Source organism: Streptomyces capitiformicae, assembly GCF_002214185.1.
Lineage (GTDB): Bacteria > Actinomycetota > Actinomycetes > Streptomycetales > Streptomycetaceae > Streptomyces > Streptomyces capitiformicae.
The window spans coordinates 9,911,257-9,933,501 of sequence record NZ_CP022161.1; the positions used below are offsets into that span (position 1 = coordinate 9,911,257).

At 68.1% G+C, this 22,245-nt stretch carries 15 protein-coding genes and 2 pseudogenes; 8 read left to right on the forward strand and 9 right to left on the reverse strand.

The features are described from left to right. Nucleotides 1–351: 351 nt before the first annotated feature. On the reverse strand, nt 352–1,164 hold the full coding sequence (locus CES90_RS44600) for a 2OG-Fe(II)-dependent halogenase WelO5 family protein (RefSeq protein WP_189788311.1): 813 nt from the start codon (nt 1,162–1,164) through the stop codon (nt 352–354). Nucleotides 1,165–1,869: 705 nt separating this feature from the next. Then, nucleotides 1,870–3,114, reverse strand: coding sequence for an aspartate aminotransferase family protein (locus CES90_RS44605; RefSeq protein WP_189788310.1), 1,245 nt, complete (start codon nt 3,112–3,114; stop codon nt 1,870–1,872). 93 nt (nt 3,115–3,207) lie between these two features. On the opposite strand from CES90_RS44605, the gene CES90_RS44610 reads away from it, so the two are divergent. After that, the gene (locus CES90_RS44610; RefSeq protein ID WP_208921588.1) at nt 3,208–4,632 is read left to right on the forward strand and encodes an MFS transporter; all 1,425 of its coding nucleotides are present in this window, start codon (nt 3,208–3,210) and stop codon (nt 4,630–4,632) included. A gap of 495 nt (nt 4,633–5,127) precedes the next feature. On the opposite strand, the pseudogene CES90_RS52530 reads toward CES90_RS44610, so the two are convergent. Together CES90_RS52530 and CES90_RS44620 are read right to left on the reverse strand one after the other, a co-directional pair. Continuing rightward, nucleotides 5,128–5,425 (reverse strand): annotated as a pseudogene (locus CES90_RS52530) (IS1634 family transposase); the annotation flags it as partial. Nucleotides 5,426–5,640: 215 nt separating this feature from the next. Next, a complete protein-coding gene (locus CES90_RS44620) occupies nt 5,641–5,826 on the reverse strand; it encodes a hypothetical protein (RefSeq protein WP_208921589.1) in 186 nt (61 codons plus the stop codon). Between the two features lie 1,027 nt (nt 5,827–6,853). Here CES90_RS44620 and CES90_RS44625 point away from each other — a divergent pair. Beyond that, on the forward strand, nt 6,854–7,345 hold the full coding sequence (locus CES90_RS44625; RefSeq protein WP_189788018.1) for a hypothetical protein: 492 nt from the start codon (nt 6,854–6,856) through the stop codon (nt 7,343–7,345). Continuing rightward, nucleotides 7,342–7,662: a transcriptional regulator gene (locus CES90_RS44630; RefSeq protein WP_189788017.1), complete on the forward strand. Its 321-nt coding sequence runs from the start codon at nt 7,342–7,344 to the stop codon at nt 7,660–7,662. The genes CES90_RS44625 and CES90_RS44630 overlap by 4 nt, the downstream gene beginning before the upstream one ends. Before the next feature lie 404 nt (nt 7,663–8,066). Here CES90_RS44630 and CES90_RS44635 read toward each other — a convergent pair whose 3' ends face one another. From CES90_RS44635 to CES90_RS44650, 4 genes are all read right to left on the reverse strand, one after another. Continuing rightward, entirely contained in the window at nt 8,067–10,508 is a 2,442-nt protein-coding gene (locus tag CES90_RS44635; protein ID WP_189788016.1) for a non-reducing end alpha-L-arabinofuranosidase family hydrolase, read from the reverse strand. 265 nt (nt 10,509–10,773) lie between these two features. Next, the gene (locus tag CES90_RS44640) at nt 10,774–11,184 is read right to left on the reverse strand and encodes an LPXTG cell wall anchor domain-containing protein (RefSeq protein ID WP_189788015.1); all 411 of its coding nucleotides are present in this window, start codon (nt 11,182–11,184) and stop codon (nt 10,774–10,776) included. Between the two features lie 1,210 nt (nt 11,185–12,394). Then, entirely contained in the window at nt 12,395–13,294 is a 900-nt protein-coding gene (locus tag CES90_RS44645) for a hypothetical protein (RefSeq protein WP_229914442.1), read from the reverse strand. Between the two features lie 502 nt (nt 13,295–13,796). Next, nucleotides 13,797–14,093: a hypothetical protein gene (locus tag CES90_RS44650; protein WP_189788014.1), complete on the reverse strand. Its 297-nt coding sequence runs from the start codon at nt 14,091–14,093 to the stop codon at nt 13,797–13,799. Nucleotides 14,094–14,218: 125 nt separating this feature from the next. Between CES90_RS44650 and CES90_RS44655 the strand changes: the two genes are divergently transcribed. Next, the gene (locus CES90_RS44655; RefSeq protein ID WP_189788013.1) at nt 14,219–14,791 is read left to right on the forward strand and encodes a GNAT family N-acetyltransferase; all 573 of its coding nucleotides are present in this window, start codon (nt 14,219–14,221) and stop codon (nt 14,789–14,791) included. Between the two features lie 921 nt (nt 14,792–15,712). On the opposite strand, the gene CES90_RS44660 is transcribed toward CES90_RS44655, so the two are convergent. Continuing rightward, nucleotides 15,713–16,228, reverse strand: a complete 516-nt coding sequence (locus CES90_RS44660; protein ID WP_189788012.1) for a hypothetical protein — start codon at nt 16,226–16,228, stop codon at nt 15,713–15,715. Nucleotides 16,229–16,372: 144 nt separating this feature from the next. Between CES90_RS44660 and CES90_RS44665 the strand changes: the two genes are divergently transcribed. The 4 genes and pseudogenes from CES90_RS44665 to CES90_RS44680 form a co-directional block, all read left to right on the forward strand. Then, nucleotides 16,373–17,740, forward strand: a complete 1,368-nt coding sequence (locus CES90_RS44665) for a BTAD domain-containing putative transcriptional regulator (RefSeq protein WP_189788011.1) — start codon at nt 16,373–16,375, stop codon at nt 17,738–17,740. A 461-nt stretch (nt 17,741–18,201) separates the two neighbouring features. Then, on the forward strand, nt 18,202–21,132 hold the full coding sequence (locus tag CES90_RS44670) for a SpoIIE family protein phosphatase (RefSeq protein WP_189788010.1): 2,931 nt from the start codon (nt 18,202–18,204) through the stop codon (nt 21,130–21,132). 172 nt (nt 21,133–21,304) lie between these two features. Then, on the forward strand, nt 21,305–21,784 hold the full coding sequence (locus CES90_RS44675; protein ID WP_189788009.1) for a dihydrofolate reductase family protein: 480 nt from the start codon (nt 21,305–21,307) through the stop codon (nt 21,782–21,784). Between the two features lie 157 nt (nt 21,785–21,941). Further along, nucleotides 21,942–22,202: pseudogene (locus CES90_RS44680) on the forward strand (MFS transporter); the annotation flags it as partial. Nucleotides 22,203–22,245 lie beyond the last annotated feature (43 nt).

Genomic DNA, 22,245 nt, shown 5'->3' on the forward strand with positions numbered 1-22,245 from the left:
AGTTCGTGGCGGACCTGTCGAATCGTCAGGCAGCGGCTGACCTGCGTGGGCACATCGACTGGAAGTCTGTGGTGGGGTTGAAGGTCGACCGTCAGCGAGGCCTCCCTCACGGTCTTCCGCTGGATCGCCCGCTACCACACCAGGGCAAGGCATTCAGCGATCGACCAGGTCAGCCTGGCCGCCCGCGAACAGTGCCGCAAGGACGGGAGCGCCACGGCCCACATGGGCAAGCGGTATCCCGGCTCGGTCGGGAAGCTCGATCAACCTGTCGTTGGCGATGACCCTGCTCGACGACGCCGTGGTGGGCGCCATCGCGCCACCGGCAAATACCAAGGCCGCGTGTGCCCCACGTCATCCCCACGCCACGGCGCGGTGAAGGGTGTCGTCCGTGAAGCCGATGAAGAAGCCCAGCGTGGTTCGGGTGGCACCGTGAGGCTTTTCGATCTCGTGGTAGTAGGTCGGATTGATGAGATAGACGTCCTGTGTCTGCGGCCGGAAGACGTGCCGCGGCGCGGTGGCGACGACCTCGCTGTGGTAGCCCGGACCGCCCGGGACCTTCCACTGCTCGTCGCCCGGTTCCCACGGTTTCCGGTAGGTGACCAGCTCGCCGCCCCAGTCGCACTCCTGGAGGCAGACGACGCAGCTGAGTTGGCCCACCACGTCGGCCACGGTCCAGGCCGTGCCCGTCGCGTCGCGGGCGATGTGGTCGCTGTGCAGGGGGTTTCGCACGCCGTCGGCGTGCAGCCGGATGACGGCCTCGCCGTACGGTCGGCCGTCGGGCCCGCGCGCCGGTTCCAGGGTGGCGAGCCCGAATGTCCGGCACAGTGCGGCGCGGACGCGGGCCGGTAGGTCGAAACCTGCGCGGGCCATGTGCTCGTTGGCGCGGGTGGCGATGTCGAAGTACGTGTGCGGATCGTGGAGGTGGGCGGTCAGGGAGGGGCCGACGGTGGTCTGGGAACCGTTGGTGCCGTTCACGGCCGAGGTGCGGCCCAGTAGTTCGTGGGCCTGTCGGCGGGCTGCGTCCAACTCCCCAGCCCCTAGCAGCCCGCGTAAGGAAACGACCGCGATCTTGCCCACGCTGAGCCAGCGAAGTGGTTCGAGTCCCAGGACAGTGCCGTCCGATATGTCGTAGTTGGCGATGTTCCATGTGGTCTCAAGCTGCATGGTGGAAGCTCCTCTGGTGCTGGGAGTGAAGGGCACTTCGATGACGGTGGCCGACGGGAGCGCTTCCCGGCGATGTACGCCTGCGGGCGCGGGGGGATGGTTTCGGAGGCGATGATCTCGGCCTCAGGCAGGGAAGCGGAGTGCGAGGTAGTCCCGTTGGTGGGCCTGCGGCGCGGTCCAGTGCACGACGTAGCACTGTCGTGGGTTGAGCAGGACGGCGTTGCCGCTTGTCCCGTCGTGCGGCGCGGTCGGATGGTTGTCCCCGGTGAGTGCAGGCGGGTTGGCCGGGGAAGGAAGGGCCCCTGGTCCTCTGGGGGCATCAGCAGGTCGGGGGCCGTTTCCCTGAAGCCGCGCAACCCGTCGTCCAGGGCCGGTTCGAGCGGCATCTGCTTCTCGCAGAGAATGAGCACGCGCGCCCGGCCCTACTGTGCGACGCCCTGCCCGAGAGCTCTTTGCCGGCCACATACCCCTCGACCAGCGCACCAGTGAAGGCGCCGCCGTAGGTGAGGCTTCACAGCTTCCAGCCAGCCGCGGGGCGTCTTCCGGTGCTCATGCCGAGCACGAAACCGTCATCGCGCAAGCATCCGCCGGTGGCCGGCGTGTCGCCTCCCGGTGGGTCTGGCCAGGGCTCGTTGAGATCGAACAGGACAAATCGGCTGACCGCTGACCGGTGCCTCATCGCCGACGCACCTCTTCGACACGTCCTCAATCGCGGCTCGCGGCGATCTCCGCCGCCCGGAATCCTTGTGCGGTGGCATCGAGAGCGGCATCGATGTCGTCATGGGTCATCGCGGCACTGATGTACCAGTGGTGGTTGGGGTGGAACAAGACCCCACAACGCGTGGTTTCGGTGTAGAAGGCGTCCTGAATCCTTCGTTGCACAGCGTCATCGGTGTACTGAAAACGCATGAAGGGCATTTGCGGCACTCCCAGTACATGGGCGTCGAGTCCGGATCGGGCAATCTGCTCGGCCAGGCCGCGCTGCAAGATCGCACCCAGCTCCTCGATACGTTTCAACGCGTCGGAATCACGAAGTTGAGTGATCGTCGCGACGGCACCGGCCATTTCCGCACCGTTCACGTGGAAGGTCGACCCGATGTGTACTTCGCCGACGGCACGCATGACTTCCTCGCGACCCACGACCGCCGAGATGGGATATCCGTTGGCCATCGCTTTACTGAAGGTCACGATGTCCGCCTGTACCCCGTACCGCTCTTGCGCACCGCCCAGCGAGACCCGGAAACCAGAGCGCATCTCGTCGAGTACGAACAAGGCGCCGTGTTGCCGAGCCAGATCGGCGGCCGCGGCGAGAAAGCCGTCGGCAGGGGGTTCCTCCTCGAACGGCATCATCAGCAGGCAGGCGACCTCGCCGGGATAGCGGCGGAATTCCTGCTCCAGACTGGCCAGGTCGTTGTACTTGAACGTGCTGACCGTCTGCTGGGCGGACTGGGGCACGCCTGCCGGACGGTTGGCGCACCAGTCGTGCCAGCCGTTGTATCCCCAGCGAATCACCCGCTCGCGTCCGGTGTGCGCTCGGCTCAGCCGCACCGCCGCGCTCGTAGCGTCCGAGCCGCTCTTGAGCAGGAACACGCGATCGGCGTGCGGCACCACCGAGATGAGCAACTCGGCGAGTTCCACCTGGACTTTCTTTCGGAGGGTTATGGCGAACCCGTCGCGGATCTCGCGGATAACCGCCTCGGACACCACCGGATCGGCGTGTCCGAGGATGATGGTGCCGTAGGCCAGAATGAAGTCCAGATACCGGTTCCCGTCGACATCCCATACGTATGCACCGGATGCTCGCTCTCCGTACAGCGGGTATTCACCGTCCACCAGGCGGTCGCGGTCGAGTACATAGCCGGAGTAGGCCTGGGTGGCGTCGACGCGAACCGCCCTTTCGAGCAGCAGTCGGGATTCGGTCAGATCCAGGGGCTGGTTTCGCTCGACCATTGCTACTCCTCGGGGGGATCCGTTGGGGGCGACATCTCCTCGTTTCGTGTAAAGACTTTGACGGGTTGCCGACTGGTTCTGCACGTTACTTGCGTGAATCAGCCATCTTCTTGGCGTGAAGCTGTCGACGAGGTTGACGGGTGTTCCGGCGCACATACGCTCGGTTTCATCGGCGTGATCCACTCAGATCTCCGCAGGTGTGCCACGGTGCCGGGCCGATTATGGCTCGACGAGGAACGGGCCGGGACGGAGTTGACAATGACTGGAACCCATCCGGACCGAGCCGGCGGCCGGGACCCGGGAATCGTCGCCGTACTCGGTGCGTTCGTCCTCAACGGCGTACTGCTTGGTTCGTGGGCCACTCGGGTACCGGCGCTGGCCGCGCAGATCGGTGCGGAGGAGGGTGCGCTGGGGCTGTCCCTGCTCGGTGCCAGCGTAGGCATGATCGCCGCTTCGCTTCTCGCCGGTCGGCTGTGTGCGGCGTTCGGCGCTCGCGTCGTGATGACGGTGGCCGGCGTTGCCGGGTCAGCGATGCTTCCGGCTCTGGGGCTGGCGAGGTCGCCCGTGACGCTCGGCCTGCTGCTGATTGTGCTCGGCGCGATGGTCGGCGTGATGGACGTGGCGATGAACGTGGCCGGCGTGACAGCGACCCGGCGGACCGGTCGGGCGATCATGCCGGTGTTCCACGCGGCCTTCAGTTTCGGCACGCTGGCCGGTTCGGTCGGCGCCGCGGTCGCGGCCGGACAGGGACTGGCGCCGAGCCGCCATTTCGTCATAGTCGCTGTGGTCTGCGGCGGCGTCACCGTCGGTATCGCCCGCTGGATTCCCGTTGAGGAACTCCTCAGGGTGCCCGCAAAGAGCGGGCACGCAGGGCGAGCGCCGTTCAGGCGACCGGTGCTGTGGCTGCTCGGCGGTGTGGCACTGTGCGCCTCGATAGCCGAAGGAGCGACCGCGGACTGGTCGGCGCTGTTCGGGGTGCAGGAGCGCGGTCTCAGTGAGGCGACCGGCGCCCTGATCTACTCGTTCTTCTCGATCACGATGGCGTGCACCCGCTTGTGCGGTGAGGCGATCCAGCGTCGTTGGGGCGCACCACGGATGCTCATCGGGGGTGCGGTGATCGGTGGGCTGGGGCTGGTCACCGCGGTCATGGCGCCGTCGCCGACTCTCACCTTCGCCGGCTTCGCTGTCGCTGGTGTCGGTCTGGCGTACGCGTCCCCCGTCGTCATGGAGTTGAGCGGTGCGGCTGGGCGACGGGCCGATGGGGGTGGTGGTGAGCGCGAGGTCGCGTTCGCGACCACCATTGCCTACAGCGGGTTCTTGCTCGGCCCTCCGATGGTGGGCGGCATCGCTGAGCTGACCAGCCTGCCGGTCGCGCTCGGCGCTGTTGCGGTGCTCGTGTTGTTGATCGCCCCGTTGACTCTGGTCGCGGGCACTTTCCGGCGCCGGGAGCTGTCGTCGGCCGAGGAGTCAGCGGCCAACCCCGCCCGGGGCACAGCGATCCGACGCACAACGGGCTGAGCTCGCTGCCAAGTCGTGGATGTGAGGGTTTCATCAGGATGTGCAAGCGCTGCATCGTGGAGTGCGTCTGTGTGTACGCGCGTGGTCCAGAGAAGTGCCAGAACCTAGGTGACATTGCGCCGGGTCGATACTGTCCAGGCCGCCGCCACTTCGCCGTAGTGACGAGTCGTCGCGTAGGGTCGAGGGCTGGCGCGGTGGCGTAGTACGTACGCTCCGTTTCCAGCCCCCGCCGCATCGAACCGTGCCTGCGTTGGGCAGGCCGCCAGCGAGGTGCCTGTGATCAGGCCCTTTTCTGACGGCCCTACGGACCGGACTGCAGCTTGTAACCGCATCCGTCTCTCCAGTGCCTTTTCTTCTCATGAGTTCTGCCGTGAGTGACCCGCACCGTAGTGGATGTCCTTGTGGCAGACGTCCAGAGTCTTCCGACGGTCTTGGAGATGCCGGATGCAGTGCACTTCGACACCGTCATGCTGCCCGTACATCTCGCAGGTATCGGGCGCGCACGTGAACGGCTTTCCCCGTTCGCGCGCCTCGGGTATGGCCGCGCGTTCGGCATCACGCTCACGCTGGACACTGATCCGCTCCAGCTCGGCCTCGATCCGCTGGATGGCCTCCGCGCGGTGGCGGCGGTCGCGTTCGAGCTTGACTTGACGCGCAGGTCGTCGCGGACGGTCTGGTAGCGGCCCCGCCGGGCGAGCGCGACCTCGGCCAGGTCGCCTCCGTCGCGCCTGTGCGTCCCGGCGATGTGGTGGGCGCCGGTGCGGGTGAGGTAGGCGAGTGAACCTCCCCTTGATCGTGGACACCTGGAGACTGGGACATCGGGTTCCAGGTCCAGCGCCGGTGGCGCGGCGGCGACCGGGGCGGAGAGGCAACCCTCCGCGATGAGTTGCCCCTACGTCTGCGTCAACGACCCAACGGGAGCCGCCAGCGCTCGGCTCGGTGGCAGGGGCGGCGCCTTCCGCCAGTCGGCCGTCCCGGTTCGCGCTGCGCAGCGCGTGAGCCAGGCGATCATGCAGGCGGCACCGCCCGCCATCCCCAGGGGATGTTCTCGAACGACGTGTCCGCCGACGTCTTGCCGGTCTTGTCCTCGCCGAAGCCGTACCAGGTGTCGCCGACCTCGATGATGCGAGCCCGTGCAGTTGCAAGCGGGTTGCCGTTCTGGTCGGTCCGTGCGGCGCCCGTCGTAAAGGTCACGGTGGCCGCGTGTGCCTGCGTGGCGGGCATGAGCAGGGCGGCGAGACTGCCGAGCAGAGTCAGGAACGCGGCGGCGGTGTGCGGTGCGATGTGGTGTCGGGCATGCGTCGCCTCTCTGTTGCGGGTCGGGGGCGGGAGTGTTGGTAGAGCAGTGAGGTCGGGGTCCTCGGGGCCACTCAGGGGTGATGGAGCGGCGTGCCGGCAGATCAGGCTCAAGCACGTGCAGCACGTCGCACTACGTGAGCGGCGAGTCGAACCCGGCACCCAGGGGGTGCCGATGCGCAGGCCGGGCAGCCGGGCATCGGCACCACCTCACGTCTGGATCTCCAGGCCCTGTCGGCCGGCGCGCTGGTCAGCCGGTGACGCGGTGGAAGGTCCATCGCTGGTTGGAGCTGCCGACGTCGCGGTACTGGATCAGCGCGGCACCGTCGGCGGTGCGCCACTCCGCGCACCGAATCCGCCCCTCGGCCGGCCGTCATCGCCTCCCGCAAACCCCAGACAGCACGAAACCCCCGCCCCTACGGGGGCCGACACTCAACCATGGGCCTTCCCCGCTCATCACGGGTTCTCTTGGTCGCATCCTGAGCCAGGCCGGCGATACCACAAGGTCTGACTTGATCCGTTCACGGCCGCGTCTCGACGACGGCCGAACCCTGACCCTCTGACGGCGGATCGGTCGGACTCCGACGCCGACCCGAGAACGAGATGACGTGGGACACCGCCGAACCCTCCCGCGGGTCGTTCGCCTTCGCCCTGCCAACTGGAGGTGGGAGCCCGTACAGGCACGGCCATCCGCAGCGACGGGCCGCGGGCGGCGCGCGCCAGGTCCGGCGGCTTCCGCGATGACGGAGTACTTGGCGTCCAAGCGGATGGACGCTGACGGGTCGGCACCGTCTCCCGGGCCGATCTGGGCCCGGAGCGCCCGATCACGAGCGGAGAGACAGAACCAAAGCGGCCGAGCCGGTCACTTGCCGTACTGGAAACTCGTCTCTTTCCACACCGGAAACCAGCCGCTACTCTTTCCGGTATGGAAACTCACGGGGTACGACTGACGCCGGAGCAGGCCCATGCCGCCCTGGCCGACACCGAGCACATCCGGGCCTCCGCCGCGGCACTGTCGGCCACACCCTGGCCGAACTGGTTCTTCGTCACACTCACGCTCTACATCGCCGCGCTCCCGATCACCTACGGAGGCGTCATGGCCGGCTCGGACTGGCTGCTGCCGCGCCCCGCGTGGATGGCCGTCATGCTGACGAGCACCGCGGTGTACCTGGCGCTCTTCGCCGTCGCGGCGAGGGCGTGGCGGACCAAGACCGGGGTGGCGCTGCGGTTCGACGTGCTGCCGAAGCGGGCGACCGTGCCGCTCGCGGTCGGCCTGCCCGTGCTGCTGGTGGGGGCAGCGTTCGCCTTCCGTGTCACGGAGCGGCCGGTGTGGCTGATCGCGGCCTCGCTGATCGGGGCCGCCGTGTCCGTCGGCTTCCACCTTGCCTTCGTCCGCCTGCACCGGAAGACCCCGTGAGTGCCGAGACCCACGACCGGCTGGAGGGTTTCGACACCACCATCCACGCCCCGAACCGGCTGCGCATCTGCGCCCTCCTGGACGCCGCGGGCGAGGCGGAGTTCGGCCTGGTCCAACAGCAACTCGACCTCTCCGCCTCCGTGCTGAGCAAGCACGTCACCGTGCTGATGGACGCCGGCTACGTCGAGCAGCGCAAGGCCGTCCGCGACACCCGGCAGCGAGTGTGGCTCCGGCTGACCCGGCGAGGCCGGGATGCATATCAGGGGCACCTCGCGGCACTGCGGGCGATCGTGGGGCCGTCGGATCCGGCTCTCTGATCACGATCGGAGACGGATGGGGACCGCGGCGGCGCCAGTGCCGACGCAGACGCATCTGAGTCAAGCCCGGAGGTCGTCCGCCGCGTGAACCTCGTTGCAGGCGGGCGGCCTTGGACGGCTGAAGCGGGCAGCCCTTTGAGCCAGTCGGAACCTTGTGGCACCGGACGGCTTGGCGAGGCACGGGTCTCTGGTGTCGCTCCCATGTGCTGAATGCCCGGACTCCCATGCCAGTCCGGTGCCAGGAGCCAGTGCAGGACGAAGCGTTGGGGAACCCCAGCCGACGTGCGGCTGGGGTTCCTCGAGGCGGTGCGTGTCGGTCAGCACGTGGAGTTGCCCGGGCCGTGAACGGCTCGTCTACGTGTCGGCGGACCGCACCACATCGCGATCACCGTGGATCAGGCGGGTCAGCGCTTCAGGGTGAGGATGCCCGGCCGGTACGGCAGTTTCACGTAGGGGGTGTTCGGCGGTTGGTTGGGGGCCAGGCCCTGGTAGAGGAACTGCAGGTTGCAGGGGTCGATGGTCATGGTCTGGTCGGGGTTGACGCGGACCAGGTCACCGTGGCTGATGTCGTTGGTCCAGGTGGCGCCGCTGTTGGCCTTGCCGGCGAAGGGGTTGGACTCGGTGGCGGCCTGCGGGGTCCATGGACCGTTCAGGCTGGAGGCCGTGAACGAGCGGAAGAAGCGGTGCTCGGTCGCACCCCGAGCCTCGACGATCATGAGGTACTGGTTCTGGCCCTGGACCTTGTAGACCTCCGGCGCCTCGAACAGGTTCTTCACCGTGTCGCTCATGACCGTCGTGTACGACGAGCCGAAGCTGGCCGGGAAGTTCCCGATCGGCATGGTCGACTTGTAGATCTTGCCGTTGTCACCGGCGAAGAACAGGTACATGTTCTGGTCGTCGGCGATCAGGGTCGGGTCGATCGCGCTGCCGTCGGGGACCTTGCCGGTGAACAGCGGCTGCGCCGCGGACCAGCCGTTGGGGTTGGTGGGATCGCTCGACGTGCGGTAGACGAAGGGCCATTGGGTACCCCACCCATTTGAGGCCAGCACCCAGATCTTCTTGGGCGCGAAGTAGAACAGTTTGGGCGCCACCGCGGACTGGCTCATCTGGGTCTGGCCGGCCGACGCCATGTCCGACCAGTTCGTGAAGGAGCTGAACCCCATCGATTTCCACGACGAACCGTCAGAGGCGGTCGCGTAGACCAGGTGCTTGCCGTTGTACGTCACGGTGGTGAAGTCCTTCAGCGAGGCCCACCCGTTCGCCGGCTGCGCCAACGCACCTGTCGACGTCCACCGGTATGTCGACGGAAGGGAACACTTGCCGCTCGTCGGAGCGGGCGATGACCTGAAGTTCCAGTGCTGGTTGGCGCCGCCCTTGGAGTCCCAGATCTGGACGGGAGTGCCGTTGGCGGTCCGACCGCCGGGGATCTCCAGCGCCCGGCCGCTGGCGACGTTGGTCAGCGTGTAGGAGCCGTCGCTGTTCCGGTGGGCCCGCCAGCGCTGGTTGGCGCCGCCGTTGGAGTCCCAGATCTGCATCCTCGTCCCGTTGGCGGTCTGGTTGCCCGGCTCGTCCAGTACCCGGCCGCTGGCGACGTTGGTCAGCGTGTAGGAGCCGTCGCTGTTCCGGCCGGCCCGCCACTGCTGGTTGGAGGAACCGCTGGCGTTCCACACCTGGAGCGGTATGCCGTTGCCGTTGTGTCCCGCGGGCTGGTCGAGCACGCGGCCGGTGGCGGCGTTGGAGAGCGTGTAGACGGCGCCGGAGGTGATGCCCCCGCCCGACGTGCCGCCGCTGCTACCGCTGCTGCCGCCGCCCAGGGCAGTGAGCACCGCGCTGTAGGCGGGCTTCTTCTTGCCGCCGCTGTCGAACAGCAGCGGGTTCTCACCGGTGCGCCACGAGTCGCTGTCGCGGATGCCCCACACCGTGATGCCCGTGCAGCGAGCGACGTTCAGGCAGGCCTTGACTGCGTTGGTGTACGCGGTGGCGGACGCCTGGGTGATGTCGAGCTCGGTGATCTGGACGTCCACGCCGAGCTCGGCGAATTTGGACAGGGTGGTCTGGAAGCCGGCGGGCGGGCCGCCGGCGCCGAAGTGGCTCTGGAGGCCGACACAGTCGATGGGCACGCCGCGGGACTTGAAGTCCTTGACCATCTTGTAGACGCCCTGAGTCTTGGCGTCGGACCAGTTCTCGATGTTGTAGTCGTTGTAGCAGAGCTTGGCCGCGGGGTCGGCCTTACGGGCGGTGCGGAAGGCCTCCTCGATGAAGCCGTTGCCCAGCACGTTCCGGAAGACCGAGCTGCGGAGCTGGCCGCCGGGGCCGTCGGCGAAGGCCTCGTTGACCACGTCCCAGGAGTGGATCTTGCCCTTGTAGTGGGCCATCTGCTGGGTGATGTGGTTGTTCATCACACTGCGCAGGGTGCCCGCGTCCTTGATGGAGCTGACCCAGCCGGGCAGTTGGGAGTGCCAGACCAGGGTGTGGCCGCGCAGGCGCTGGCCGTGCGCGGAGGCGTGGCTGACGATCGAGTCGGCGGGGGCGAAGTTGAACTTCCCGCGGGAGGGTTCGATGGTGTCCCACTTCATCTCGTTCTCCGGGGTGATCATGTTGAATTCCCGGTCGAGAAGGGTGGAGTACGTCGAATCGCCGAGCTTGCCCGAGGCCACTGCCGTGCCGAAGTAGCGGCCGCTGTCGGCCGCTGCGGCCAGGGTCGGCTTGGGGGCATCCGGCGTGAGTGCGGCCTGGGCGACCAGCGGTACGGCAGTACCCACGGCGGCGAGAACCACGACGGCGGCGAGCAGTCGGCCGGTCGCCGGTCGGCGGCGATGAGAGCGGTTCTGATCTGGCAACGGCATGCCCTTCTAGTGCAGCGGGCCTTGGTCTGGGACCCGGGTACCTGCCAGTGGGCTCCACGCCCAAGAAGGTTGCCGTGATCGGGAAGGAATCATGTCGAGCCGGAGATCGGCGCGGCCCTCATCCCGTCGGGGCGAAACCGCCCCGGACTCCGGCCGGCTCTGGACGGGGATCAGGTTGGCTGCCGTTCCGGGTGATGCGAGACCGGCAGGTGAGCTGCTCGATCAGGCACCCACCACTCCAATCCTCTTGGCAAGCGCCCTGTAGTCACGACGCCCCGTGGCGCCCCCGGTCGCGGCGGCGCAGCAGGAGCAGGCCGCCGGCGACGGCGGTGGCGCCCGCGGCGGCCGCCCATCCGACGATCTCGCTGGAGCCGGTCGCGGCGAGGTCGTCCCCCGTGGTGGGGGAGGCGGAAGCGGAGGCCGACGCGGTGGCCGTCTGGGGTCGCGGGTCGGAGGCGGCGCCCGAGGCCGAAGCCGAGGCCGAAGCCGAGGCCGAGGCCGAGGCCGAAGCGGCGGGCTTCGGGGTGGCCTTGGTGTCCGTCGCCTTGTGTTCACTGCCCTGCGCAGCGAGGGAACGCGGCCTGCCGACGTGGCTCGCGAGATTCACCTGCGGCCTGCCGATCTCAACGACCTGATCTTCGGGCTCGTTGTCACCGCGCAGGAGGGAGGGGGGCAACGGCACGGCGGTGGACACAACCGGCCGCTGCTGTCTGTGGTCCGCTGACATGCCGTCCGGCGAGAGCGAGGGCCGGATCCGCGGACTACTCGTCGACCTCGGCGTGGGCTCCAGCGCATGACACCCGCTACGGCTGTGCGTCTCCCCGCGCCGCAGCCTGGCGACGAGGCGGCGTTGGGGGAGCCGTCGGCGAAGGGGCCGAGCACGCCTCATCCGTGAACTGCTGCTTTGGGTAAACGACTTCGCAGCCACACCATGAGGTAGTGTCGCAGGTCACACGAAATGCGTCGCGCCATTTGAGACGCTTGCGGGGTGAGTTACCCAAAGAGGCCCGTGAACACCCCTGAAGTGGCCGCTTCACCTCGACTTAGGGCACGCAGAGGGCGCGAAGCCCTCAAAATGGTCTAGGCAACAAGCAACCCCAGGCCGCTGACCTGGGGTTTCATCATGGAGCGGGTGACGAGAATCGAACTCGCGCTCTCAGCTTGGGAAGCCACGACGCTTGCAGAGCTGGGTAGCTTCTGACCTGGGCGTATGGGCTTTGACGTGGTGCCCGAGAGCGCAGGATCGCGCCGCTGTTGATGCCGCGGACATTACACCTGGCGTGGCGTCAGTGTCTCAGCTGTTGGGAATCATTCTGACGGATATGGCAGGCCCTATTTCCTACGTCGGGCTGGTGATGGAGTAGTGACAGGAACGCTGTCTCAGCGGCTTACCGTGCTCCTGTGCTCTTGATGCGCCCTCGCGCGCGTCTGACACAGCACGGATGAACCAGGCACCCAGGTCAGGTACTTCTCACCCACGATGCCATCGTTGTGGGTGAAGACGTGCAGGGGGCCCAGGTTTCGAGGAGGCGGTGTCACGTCTGGCGATGACCTGCGGCTGGTGGCCGAAGGACACGGTCGACCTGACCGGTACCCGCTGCTCGCCCTGGCCCGGTACATCGAGGCAGGCCCCGAACAGCACGCACCTCGAGGTTGGCAGGCTCACCGTGCTGGCGGCTCGCTGGTTGGCGGTCCGCCCTGCGGCTCCGCGCCCCCCACCGCGCGCAACGAGGCAGCGAGAATTTGGCAAACCTCAACTCGCTGCCCTTGATCGGAGCCCTCCAGGAGCCGCTCCAAGAGGCGAATGACCGCCAGGTCCCGCCCGCAGCGCGCGATCACGCCAAGGACCACGCATGCCGTCATTCCAAGCATGGCTGCAGACAGGGTCATGACTCGTAACCCTTCCGGATGTACTCGGCGATCTCCGCTGCCCCGCGGCCGCACAAGCATGAGTTGTGGCGATTCAAGATCACTGTGCGATCGCCGAGGTGAGCAGAGTGGCGAGAGAGCAACTCGATCGCCTGCCTCCGTGGCAAACCGTCGGCGATGCCGTGAGCCAAGAGATTCGCACAGAGGGTTTCCATAGTGTCACCGCAGCACCACTCGATAACAAGATCGCCGGAGTGGTGCGTGTAGCAGTTCGCGAACCCGTGCGGCTCTGCCGTCCTGTTCACCACTCCTGGGCAACGCAGAATTCGACTCAACAACAGATCGCGTACCCGTAGGTCCGCGCTGCCTCCCGAGTCCACCCACTCTTCGGCTTCCTGCCCTTCCTCGCGAGAGAGGCCGCCAGGAGCGCGCTGCCACAGAAGCACTTCACCATCGCGCGCGGAAGGCAGACGCATGCGGCTGTGATCGGTACGTGTCACAGTGACTTGGGCCGCGCTGAGCGCGTCGTGGAGAACCACGCGCTCGTTGCTTCCCCGGACGCGAAGCCCGGGGACCCCGCGGACGCCTCCGTAGAAGTGATCGAACCGCGGCAGAAGCTCACGAAGAAACTCGTCCGCCATCTCGGACTCCAAGGTGAGGTGCAAGCCCTGAGCGTCTGGCTTCGCTTCTCGCACGCCGAGAAGAGCACCGTTGAGTTGTCGATCCTTGAAGCCGCTTGCCAACACATGTGCTAGGTGCGCTTCCAGCCGACGCTGATGAGGATCGGTGGCATCTGTGACCGAGGACCCGAGATAGACGTTGGCCTGCCGGGCCAGCCTGGAAGCGGTCGAGAGCGTGAGTGACGTCTGGTTACGGATCTTCTTGGCCAGACGATTAGTGTTGCGTGAGCTGGACATACATCGCCCCTTCCTTTTGCCGCCCGGCGACGACAGGAGAGACAGATCGGATGTCCAAAGGCGTACTGACTGCCAACTGCGGGTGACTCTCAAGAGCCCACTGCTCGCTCCGGCGCCGGGACCGGATGTAGCGAGACACGCTGCCGCAGCAGCGCCGCACACAAGGTACACCAGGATGTTGCACTCGACTCGGCGAATGGACGGGTGTGAGTGCCAGGCGGAGCCGCCCGGTGTCTTGTTCACCGCGCGTACGAGGCGTCTGAACTGGGTGGTCCAGCCGAAGCCCTCATCGGGCTACCCGACGGTCATCGCCTCTCGCCGGCCTGGCTCTGTCCGCGAGAACGGCAGCGGATGTACACCGGTTTGGGAGGCAGCCGCCACCCGAGAGGGAATCGAAATGTTCACGGGTTTCGACAGCAGCACTGGCACGGAGAGGTTGCTGCTGGGTGCGATGGCCGACGCCGTCGGGGTCTGGTGCCCTGACCGCATCGGTGCGCCGGCTTCAGGCAGGTGGAAGTGGCCCTGCGACGGTGACCGTGCCGGTCCACCAGTCCGGTTGATCGGGTGCTTGCCAGAGGACGTCGGGCCGGCGGTGGGTTGGTTCCTCCGCCTTCTGAACCAGGGCCGCCTGCGCGATGTCCGGCTCGGACGAGGGCGGAGGACCAGCGAGAGTGCCGTGGGCGATGCCGGCCGGCCCGGTGAAGTGGACGGCGTACCTCCATCCGTCCGCAGTCCGGTACAGGACGAGGCTGGTCGGCGTCCCGAAGGTGCGCCAGTACGGCCGCCGTTTGCTCGCCATGCCGGCACGGTACTGCGGACTCACCGCCCATCCGGCGCGTCCGGCGTCACCGCGGACGTACGCGCCCCCAACCGTCCGGATAAACGGATGGTCGGGGGCGAGCGTGACGCGGCAGGATACTCCGCATGACCTTGCCCACCCCCGAGCTGCACACCGCCCGCCTGCGACTGCGGCCGTTCACCGACGCCGACGCGGCGTCGCTCTACGCGCTGCACAGCAGCGCCAACGTGCTGCGCTACTGGGACTCCCCGCCGTGGACCGAACCGGCCCGCGCCCAGCGCTTCATCGCGACCGGCCGGACGATCGAGGAGGAAGGCACGGGAGCGCGGGTGGCCGTCGACCGCGTCTCCGACGGCGCATTTATCGGCTGGTGCGGCCTGACCAGCTGGAACCCGGACTTCCGTAGCGCGTCCCTGGGCTACGTGTTCGACGCCGCCGCGTGGGGCCACGGCTACGCCACGGAGACCGCGCACGCCGTCCTGCGGTGGGCGTTCGACACCCTGGACCTGAACCGCGTCCAGGCCGAGACCGACACCCGCAACGTGGCGTCCGCCCGGGTCCTGGAGAAGCTCGGCTTCGTCCGCGAAGGCACCCTCCGCGAGGACTGCGTCGTCAACGGCGACGTCTCCGACTCCTGGGTCTTCGGCCTCCTCCGCCGCGAGTGGCACCCGACGGCCACGCCGACGGCCGGTCGCTAGGACCGAGACCTGCCCCACCCGCGCACGCCGACGAGGCCGTTGCCGCTGGGCGACCACAGTAAGGATGGCCCGTCGCTCCCGTTCTGCCTGCTGTCTCGCTCTCTCGGCCCGAGCCCTCGCCTCCTCTGCGGCGGCTTCGCGCTCTGCTCCAGTGGCATGGTGTCGGCAGCCCTTACCGATCTCCTGCGGGAGCTTGCATGGCGTCCCCTTCTTCGTGGGGCGACCTCAGCGCGCTGCCGTTCGGCGTCTTCGGGAACGGTCGTACCTGGTGGGCATGCCGGGCATTGTGAACCACCCGGCCACACCGGCGCCGTGCAACCGGCCCTTTGCGTAAGCGACTTGGTTCGCCATTTGCTCGACTTGTGGTGCGGGTCAGATGAAATGCGTCTCGCTATTTGAGGCGAACGAGGGTCGGGGGGTGCAAAGTGATGCCCGGGGACCCTGGAGATGGCCGCTCGACCCCGACTTAGGGCACGCGGAGGGCATGCAACCCCCAAATTGGACTAGACAACAAACAAACCCCAGGCCGCTGACCTGGGGTTTCAAATGGAGCGGGTGACGAGAATCGAACTCGCGCTCTCAGCTTGGGAAGCGCCGGCGCTTGGGAGGGCTCTATCGCTCTGGCCTGCGCAGATTCCTTCTCTGTCGGTCGTCCTGCAGGTCGGTTCGCACCGCTGTTGACCGCGGTTGTCCGCTCTTACGGGCACGGATTGGGCACGGCCTCGGCTTGTGGCGTGCGGCGGCATCATCGGTCCTGTGGGGAGCTGTCCCGGAGGACACGCGGCGGAGCCGTACAGACGACCTGTCAGCCGCAATCAGCGGCTTGAATCACTGCCGCATGTATCTGTACGCGACGTCGGTATCTCGGGCTCTGCGCACCTGCGGCACCTGCGGCGCCGGTGCCGCAGGTGCGGGCAGACGTCAGTCGATGCGGGCGCAGAGGTCGTCCGTCGTCCCGTGTACCAGGTTCACGGCCTTGTACCCGACGGAGCTGATGTCCATGGCGTACACCCCGTCGATGATGTATAGGCCGCGCGGCAGGTTGCCCTTGCCCTCGCCGATGCCGACCAGCACCGGGCCGTGCACGGCCCAGAACTGGGAGCCGTCGGTTCGGTGCTCGACGATGGCCGAGCCCCTCGCGTCGGCGTCGTAGAAGGCGCCGGTGTCGGTGTTCGTGACCCGTACGACGAGATCGCCCTTGTACGCGACACGCTTCACGGTGCCGTCGGGGTAGGTGTCCAGGACGCGCTGCATCACCTCGTCGATGACGGGCTCGCCGTGAACAGGGAAGTCGCACCGCAGCCCGGCATCGATGTCCCATGGCGCGGAGGGCGCCGGCTCCCACCCGGTGCCGGTTCCGGCGGACGCGGCCGACGTGGGCTGCACTCCCAGAAGCACGGCGACAAGCACCAGCGGGGCGAGAACGGTTCGTCGCATGACTCTCCCTGGTCAGACGGGTGAAAGGAAAGGTTCCGCCGAAGAGACGGATGCCAGTGTCCCGTCGGCCTCTGACCAAACCCTCACCACTACCGCCACCGGCACGGACCGCGGACGCTCGGCCCTACTAGGCTGCCGAGCGCCATGGAGTTCCAGTTGCTCGGTCCTTTCGCCGCCTGCCACGAGGGACGACAGGTGTTGGTGGGCAGCCGCCGCCAGGAGCGGTGTTTGCTGTCGGTCCTGCTGCTGCACGCGGGCCGCGCCGTGACGACCGAGCGCCTCATCGACCTGCTGTGGAACGGCGATGCGCCCGCCTCGGCCCGCGGCACCGTCCACACCTACGTAGGTCGATTGCGTGCCGCTCTCAAGCCGTACGGAGTGCCGGTCGAAACCCGGCATGACGGCTACGCCGTCGAGCAGGGCCCTCATACGATCGACGCGCAGGAGTTCACCTTCCTCGTCCGGCAGGCGGCCGATGCCGGTGACCCCGCGGAGCGAGTCCGCCTCTACGACCAGGCCCTCGGGCTGTGGCAGGGCCCGCTGCTCGCCGACGTGGCCGACGACCGGCTGCGCACCCGCCTCGGCGGTCCCCTCGACGAACTGCGCCTGACCGCCGTGGAGCGGCGGGCGGAGGCGCAGCTCACCATGGGTCTGCACGACCGCGTCGTGGCGGATCTGACCCCGCTGGCCGAGGAGCATCCAGGGCGGGAACGGCTGGTCGCTGCCCAGATGACCGCTCTCTACCGCGGCGGCCGCCAGGGCGACGCCCTGGCGCTGTACCGCAGCACACGCAAGGCGCTGGTGACCGAGTTCGGTATCGAACCGGGCGCGGAACTGCAGACGCTGCACGACCGCATGTTGCATGGCGACCACCGGCTGGACCGGCCTCCCGGACCCGTATACGCCGTGCGGGTCGACGACCAATGGCTGCCATGGAGCACGAGCGGACACCCCGCCCTGGAGTTCTGCAACACCTACGCGGGCTGGGGCGGGGACCAGCTGCCGGGATCGGAGTGGCTGCGCGGCTACGCCACGCTGGCCGTATGGACCGGCCATATGGACCTGGTCGAGGAGAGGCTGGTCACTCGGCTGCGGGAACAGGCGCTGCGGCACCCCGACGAGGCTGCCGCCACCCTCGCCGAGGCTCGGCAGTTCCGTACGAACCTGTATGCCTGTCTGACCGATCCGGAGGACGCCCGTGCCTTCAAGGCGGTGGCCGGCGCGGTGGAGGACGCTGCCAGGCACTCGGTCTTCACCCGTGGCGAGGACGGCCTCGGACGCTGGCAGCCCTCACCCTCCGCCGGTTTGCGCCTGCCCGTGTGCGCGGTTGCCCGTAGCGCGGGCGAACTGCTTGCGGATCCACGGCGCTTCACGGTCCGCAGTTGCCCCAGTGAGGACTGCGGCTGGCTGTTCCTCGACGCGAGCGGGCGGCGCAGATGGTGCAGCTTGGCGACCTGCGGCCGCAAACGGACGTCCAGCACGGGCACTGACACAGGCGCCGACCAGCCCTGACCCGTCACCGCAAGGGTCGTGGCACGGAGCAGGAAAGAAGGTCCTGGCGCCGCGTTCACGGTGCCGTCGTGGTGCACGCCGATCCACTGGTCCGGCTGGCATCGCTGCGTGGGCCAGGTCGCACCGCTGTTCACCGTGGTTGTCCGCTCCTACGGGCACGGATTGGGCACAGCCTCGGGATGCGCCTCTCGGCGGTGCCTCTGATCGGTGGAGAGCCGTACCCGATGGCGCGTCGACCGTCGCGTTCGGGTGGGCTGGGTGCGTAACCAGTCAGCAGTCCACATGCCTGGGCGGGGAGGGGCGCCGGCCGCGTTCGTGACGGGGTCCGAGGCGGTACTGGGCGCCTTCGAATCAGTGGCAGACACCATGCCGAGTCCCTCTTCTCGCGGTCTTCACGCGCGCTGCGCGTTCGATCGCGGCACGCGCGGTTACGGATAAGGGTTCGTCGTAGAATTTCTCGTATGAGCGCACGGCTTGCCTTGCTCAGCAAGTCGGACCCTGGCCTCGCGGAAAGTGATGTCTTCCGGCTGGCACTGCAGCATGCGGTGGCCGAACTGGATGCCTTGGGGGGAACGATTCACCTGCGCGGCCCCATGTCCGCGCTGCGCTTGGTGTCGGTGACCGGCCTGCCTCCCGTCCTCACCCGCTCCTGGGAGATCGTCGACCAGGAGGGCCCGCTGGCCCCGGCCCGCGCCCTGCAACAGGGCAGTGCCGTATGGGTGCCGTTCACATCGGAGCAGGCGGATACAGCAGCCCGCAGCTGGCCCGGCACCGGCCTGATGGCTCTGCCGATGTTCAGCGGAGACCGCAGCATCGGCGCACTCACGGTCCTGATGGGCGACCGAGGCGAGCCGACCCCGGAGCATTGCAACTTCCTCCGGGCCGTGATCGCCTGGATCGAGGACCGCATGGTCCAGGCCCCGCCACCGACCCGGCCCTCGCAGACGGAGCCGAGCGGTGAGCGTCTGCGGCAGGCCCTCAAGGAGGTCAGCGTCGGCTCGTGGGACTGGAACATCCAGACCGGCGACCTGATCTGGGACGAGGCAGCCCTGGAGCTCTACGGCACCCGGCCTGCCGACTTCACGGGCAGGGTCGAGGACTGGATGCGGTGTGTCCACCCCGACGACCTCGCGCCGACGCTGGCACTGGTGGAGCGGGCGATCCGGGACCACGGCGTGTTCGAGGCCGAGTACCGGGTGCGCAAACTGGACGGTACGTGGGGCTGGACCCAGGCCCGCGCCAAGGCCACGTACGACGAGAACGGTGAACCGCAACGGATGATCGGCATGGGATGGGACAGCAACGAGTCCCGTTCCGCCCGTGACGCGCTCAGCCGGGCCCTGCGCCACATGAGTGACGGCTTCCTGGCGGTGGACGACGACTGGCGGATCACCTTCGCCAACCTGGAAACGGAACGCACGCTCGGCTTCTCCGAGGAGGAGATGTTCGGGCGCCTGCTGTGGGAGCTGCCCGCCGTCCGGCAGGTCCCCGGCCTGGAGAACCGCTGCCGCAAGGCCGCGGCCGAGGAGCGGTCCGCGGGCTTCGACGTCCACATGCCGGACACCGGGCGCCGCTACCACCTGCGGCTGGTCCCGGGGCCCGGCGGCCACACCATCTACTTCACCGACGTCACCGAGAAGCGGCGCCTGGAGGAGGAGAGCCGGGCGGCCGAGCGCTTCGCGTCCGAGCGGGCGGCCCGTATCGCGGAGCTGACCACGGCGCTCGCGACGGCGACGACCTCGCGGGACGTGGTGGACGCGGTTGCCCACCGGGTGCTGCCGCCGTTCGCCGCCACCGGGCTCATGATGCAGGTCATCGAGGGAGACAGGCTCCACAACGTCGGAGCCGTCGCCTACTCGGACGATTTCCTCGCCCTCGCCGACGGCCGCCCCCTCGCATCCGGCGACCCGGCCTGGGACGCGATCCGGGCCGGCGCGCCGCTCTTCATCACCTCTCCGCAGGAGTTCACCGCACGCTATCCCGAGCTGGCCGACCTGCCCGCTCGCGCCGACAAGAAGGCCTGGGCGTTCCTGCCCCTGACCGCTTCCGGGCGCACGTTCGGAATCTGCGCGGTCACCTTTGACCACCCGCGCCGCCTCAGCGACGAGGAACGCGCCCTGCTGACCACGATCAGCGCTCTCGTCGCACAGGCCCTGGAGCGGGCCCGGCTCTACGACGCCGAGCACACCCGGTCCCGCCAGCTCCAGCGGAGCCTGCTCCCCAGGGACCTGCCCGATCTGCGCGCGTGCGAGTCCGCCGCCCGCTATCTGCCCGCCGGCCGGGGCATGGACGTCGGCGGCGACTGGTACGACGTCATCCCGCTCTCCGGCTGCCAGGTCGCCCTGGTCGTCGGCGACGTCATGGGCCACGGACTGCCCGAGGCCGCCACCATGGGCCGCCTGCGCACCGCCGTCCACACTCTCGCCGACCTCGAACTGCCCCCCGACGAGATCATGACCCACCTCAACGACATCGTCGGCGGCATGAGCGAGGAGTCGTACGTCACGTGTTTGTACGCGCTCTACGACTCCACCACCCAGATCTGCAGCATCGCCCGAGCCGGACACCCACCACCCGCGCTGCTCCACCCCGACGGCACGGTTCACTTCTCGGACCAGGCCGCGGACCCGCCGCTGGGCGCCGCGGAGCCCCCCTTCGAGACGGTTGAGTTCCATGTTCCCGAGGGCAGCCTGCTCGTGTTCTACACGGACGGTCTGGTCGAGTCGGCGAAGCGTGAGATCGACCAGGGCATGACGGATCTGGCGCGGCTCCTGCACACGGCCCACCAGGACGGTACGAGCGCAGATCTGGAACGCCTGTGCGACGTGCTGACGGCCGGCCTGCTCCCCGCCGAGCAGCAGGCCGCCGACGACGCCGCGTTCCTCGTCGCCCGCCTCCACGCCCTGGCCGGCGACCAGGTCGCTTCCTGGTCCCTGCCCGACGACCCCCGGGCCGCCGGCCAGGCCCGCCGCCACGTCCGAGAGCAACTCTGCGCATGGGGCCTGGAGGACCTGACAGCCACCACGGAACTCCTGGCCAGCGAACTGGTGGGCAACGTGGTACGCCACGCCAAGGGACCGGCCCGCCTGCGTCTCCTCCAGGATGTCAACCTGATCTGCGAGGTCTTCGACGGCAGCCTCACGATGCCCCGCATCCGCCGTGCCACGGACACCGACGAGGGAGGCCGCGGGCTACAACTGATTACGGCACTCTCGCAACGCTGGGGCACGCGTTACACGAAGAAGGGAAAGTGCATCTGGACCGAACAGGTCCTGATCGGCCCGGACAGTCGGCAGGACCAGCTGTCCGATGCGCTGGACCTGATGTTCCTGAACACAGGAGGAATCGACGGAGCCCTGGACCTGTCCCCCTTCGAGGAGCACGGTCCATAGGTCGGCGATGCTAACGGCCTCTCACATGGACACGGTTGGCAGCCTCTTGAGCGGTGCGAGTGAAGGCGTGGATCAGAGGCGTGGTGTTGCTTTTGAGTCAGACCGGCGCCCAGTCGATGGGTGGGCGTCGGAGAAGGGGATGTAGGTGATGTCGGGGCGGCCGTAGAAGCGGGTGACCTGGGCGCCGACGATCATTCCCCCGAGTCCGTACTTCAACAGCGAGCACGCCAAGTACGCCCACGGCCAGCTGTTCGCCAGCGACGCGCTGCTGCTGGGCCGCGTGACGTACCAGGGCATGGCCTCAGCCTGGCCGCACATGGAGGACTCGGAGGGCGAGTTCGCCGTCCGCATGAACAGCCTGCCCAAGCACGTTGTGTCCACCACCGTGGAGCAGTCGGCATGGAACGCCACCGTTGTCCGCGGTGATCTGGCCACAGAGGTCGGCAAGCTCAAGGAGCACTACACCAAGGACATCCTCGTCTACGCCAGCGGCGAGCTGACCAACGTGCAGATCGCCCTCGGACTCGTCGACGAGCTCAAGCTGTGGGTACACCCGGTGGTCCTGGGCGAGGCAAGCGGCTGTTCCCTGCGGGCGCTCCGGCGACCACGTGGACGCCCGCGTCCACCACGGCCTTCCGCTCCGGCGGCGTAGTCCTGGACTACCGGCCGGTTGCATAGTCCCCGACGCCGGCCTGTGACCGGCGTCCGACACGGCGCGCAAGGCGCGCCAGACTGTCCCACGGGGAGAACCCTTGTCTGTCTACGGTCACATCCGGGAACATCTGCTGCCGCCTCGCGGACCACAACGCATGCTGGCCGCAGCCCAGTTCACCAACTCCGTCGGTGACGGCGCCTACTACGTCACCTCGGCCCTCTACTTCACCCACGTCGTCGAACTCGACCCGGCCCGGACAGGACTCGGCCTCACCCTGGCCTGGGCGGTCGGTTCCCTCGTCGGAGTACCGCTCGGCAGGATCGCGGACCAGCGGGGTCCGCGCGGCACCGCGGTACTGCTCGCCCTCACCACCGGTGCCACGGTCGCCTCCTTCCTGGTCGTACGGGGCTTCCTGCAGCCCTGTCGGCCGGCCGCTCGCCCTGGGGCTCCGCCGCCGT

Bases quoted from the DNA above. Each gene is read 5' to 3' on its own strand.
- CES90_RS44600 (WP_189788311.1), bottom strand. From the start codon at position 1,164: ATGCAGCTTGAGACCACATGGAACATCGCCAACTACGACATATCGGAC.
- CES90_RS44605 (WP_189788310.1), bottom strand. From the start codon at position 3,114: ATGGTCGAGCGAAACCAGCCCCTGGATCTGACCGAATCCCGACTGCTG.
- CES90_RS44625 (WP_189788018.1), top strand. From the start codon at position 6,854: ATGGAAACTCACGGGGTACGACTGACGCCGGAGCAGGCCCATGCCGCC.
- CES90_RS44635 (WP_189788016.1), bottom strand. From the start codon at position 10,508: ATGCCGTTGCCAGATCAGAACCGCTCTCATCGCCGCCGACCGGCGACC.
- CES90_RS44645 (WP_229914442.1), bottom strand. From the start codon at position 13,294: ATGTCCAGCTCACGCAACACTAATCGTCTGGCCAAGAAGATCCGTAAC.
- CES90_RS44650 (WP_189788014.1), bottom strand. From the start codon at position 14,093: ATGGCGAGCAAACGGCGGCCGTACTGGCGCACCTTCGGGACGCCGACC.
- CES90_RS44655 (WP_189788013.1), top strand. From the start codon at position 14,219: ATGACCTTGCCCACCCCCGAGCTGCACACCGCCCGCCTGCGACTGCGG.
- CES90_RS44660 (WP_189788012.1), bottom strand. From the start codon at position 16,228: ATGCGACGAACCGTTCTCGCCCCGCTGGTGCTTGTCGCCGTGCTTCTG.
- CES90_RS44665 (WP_189788011.1), top strand. From the start codon at position 16,373: ATGGAGTTCCAGTTGCTCGGTCCTTTCGCCGCCTGCCACGAGGGACGA.
- CES90_RS44670 (WP_189788010.1), top strand. From the start codon at position 18,202: ATGAGCGCACGGCTTGCCTTGCTCAGCAAGTCGGACCCTGGCCTCGCG.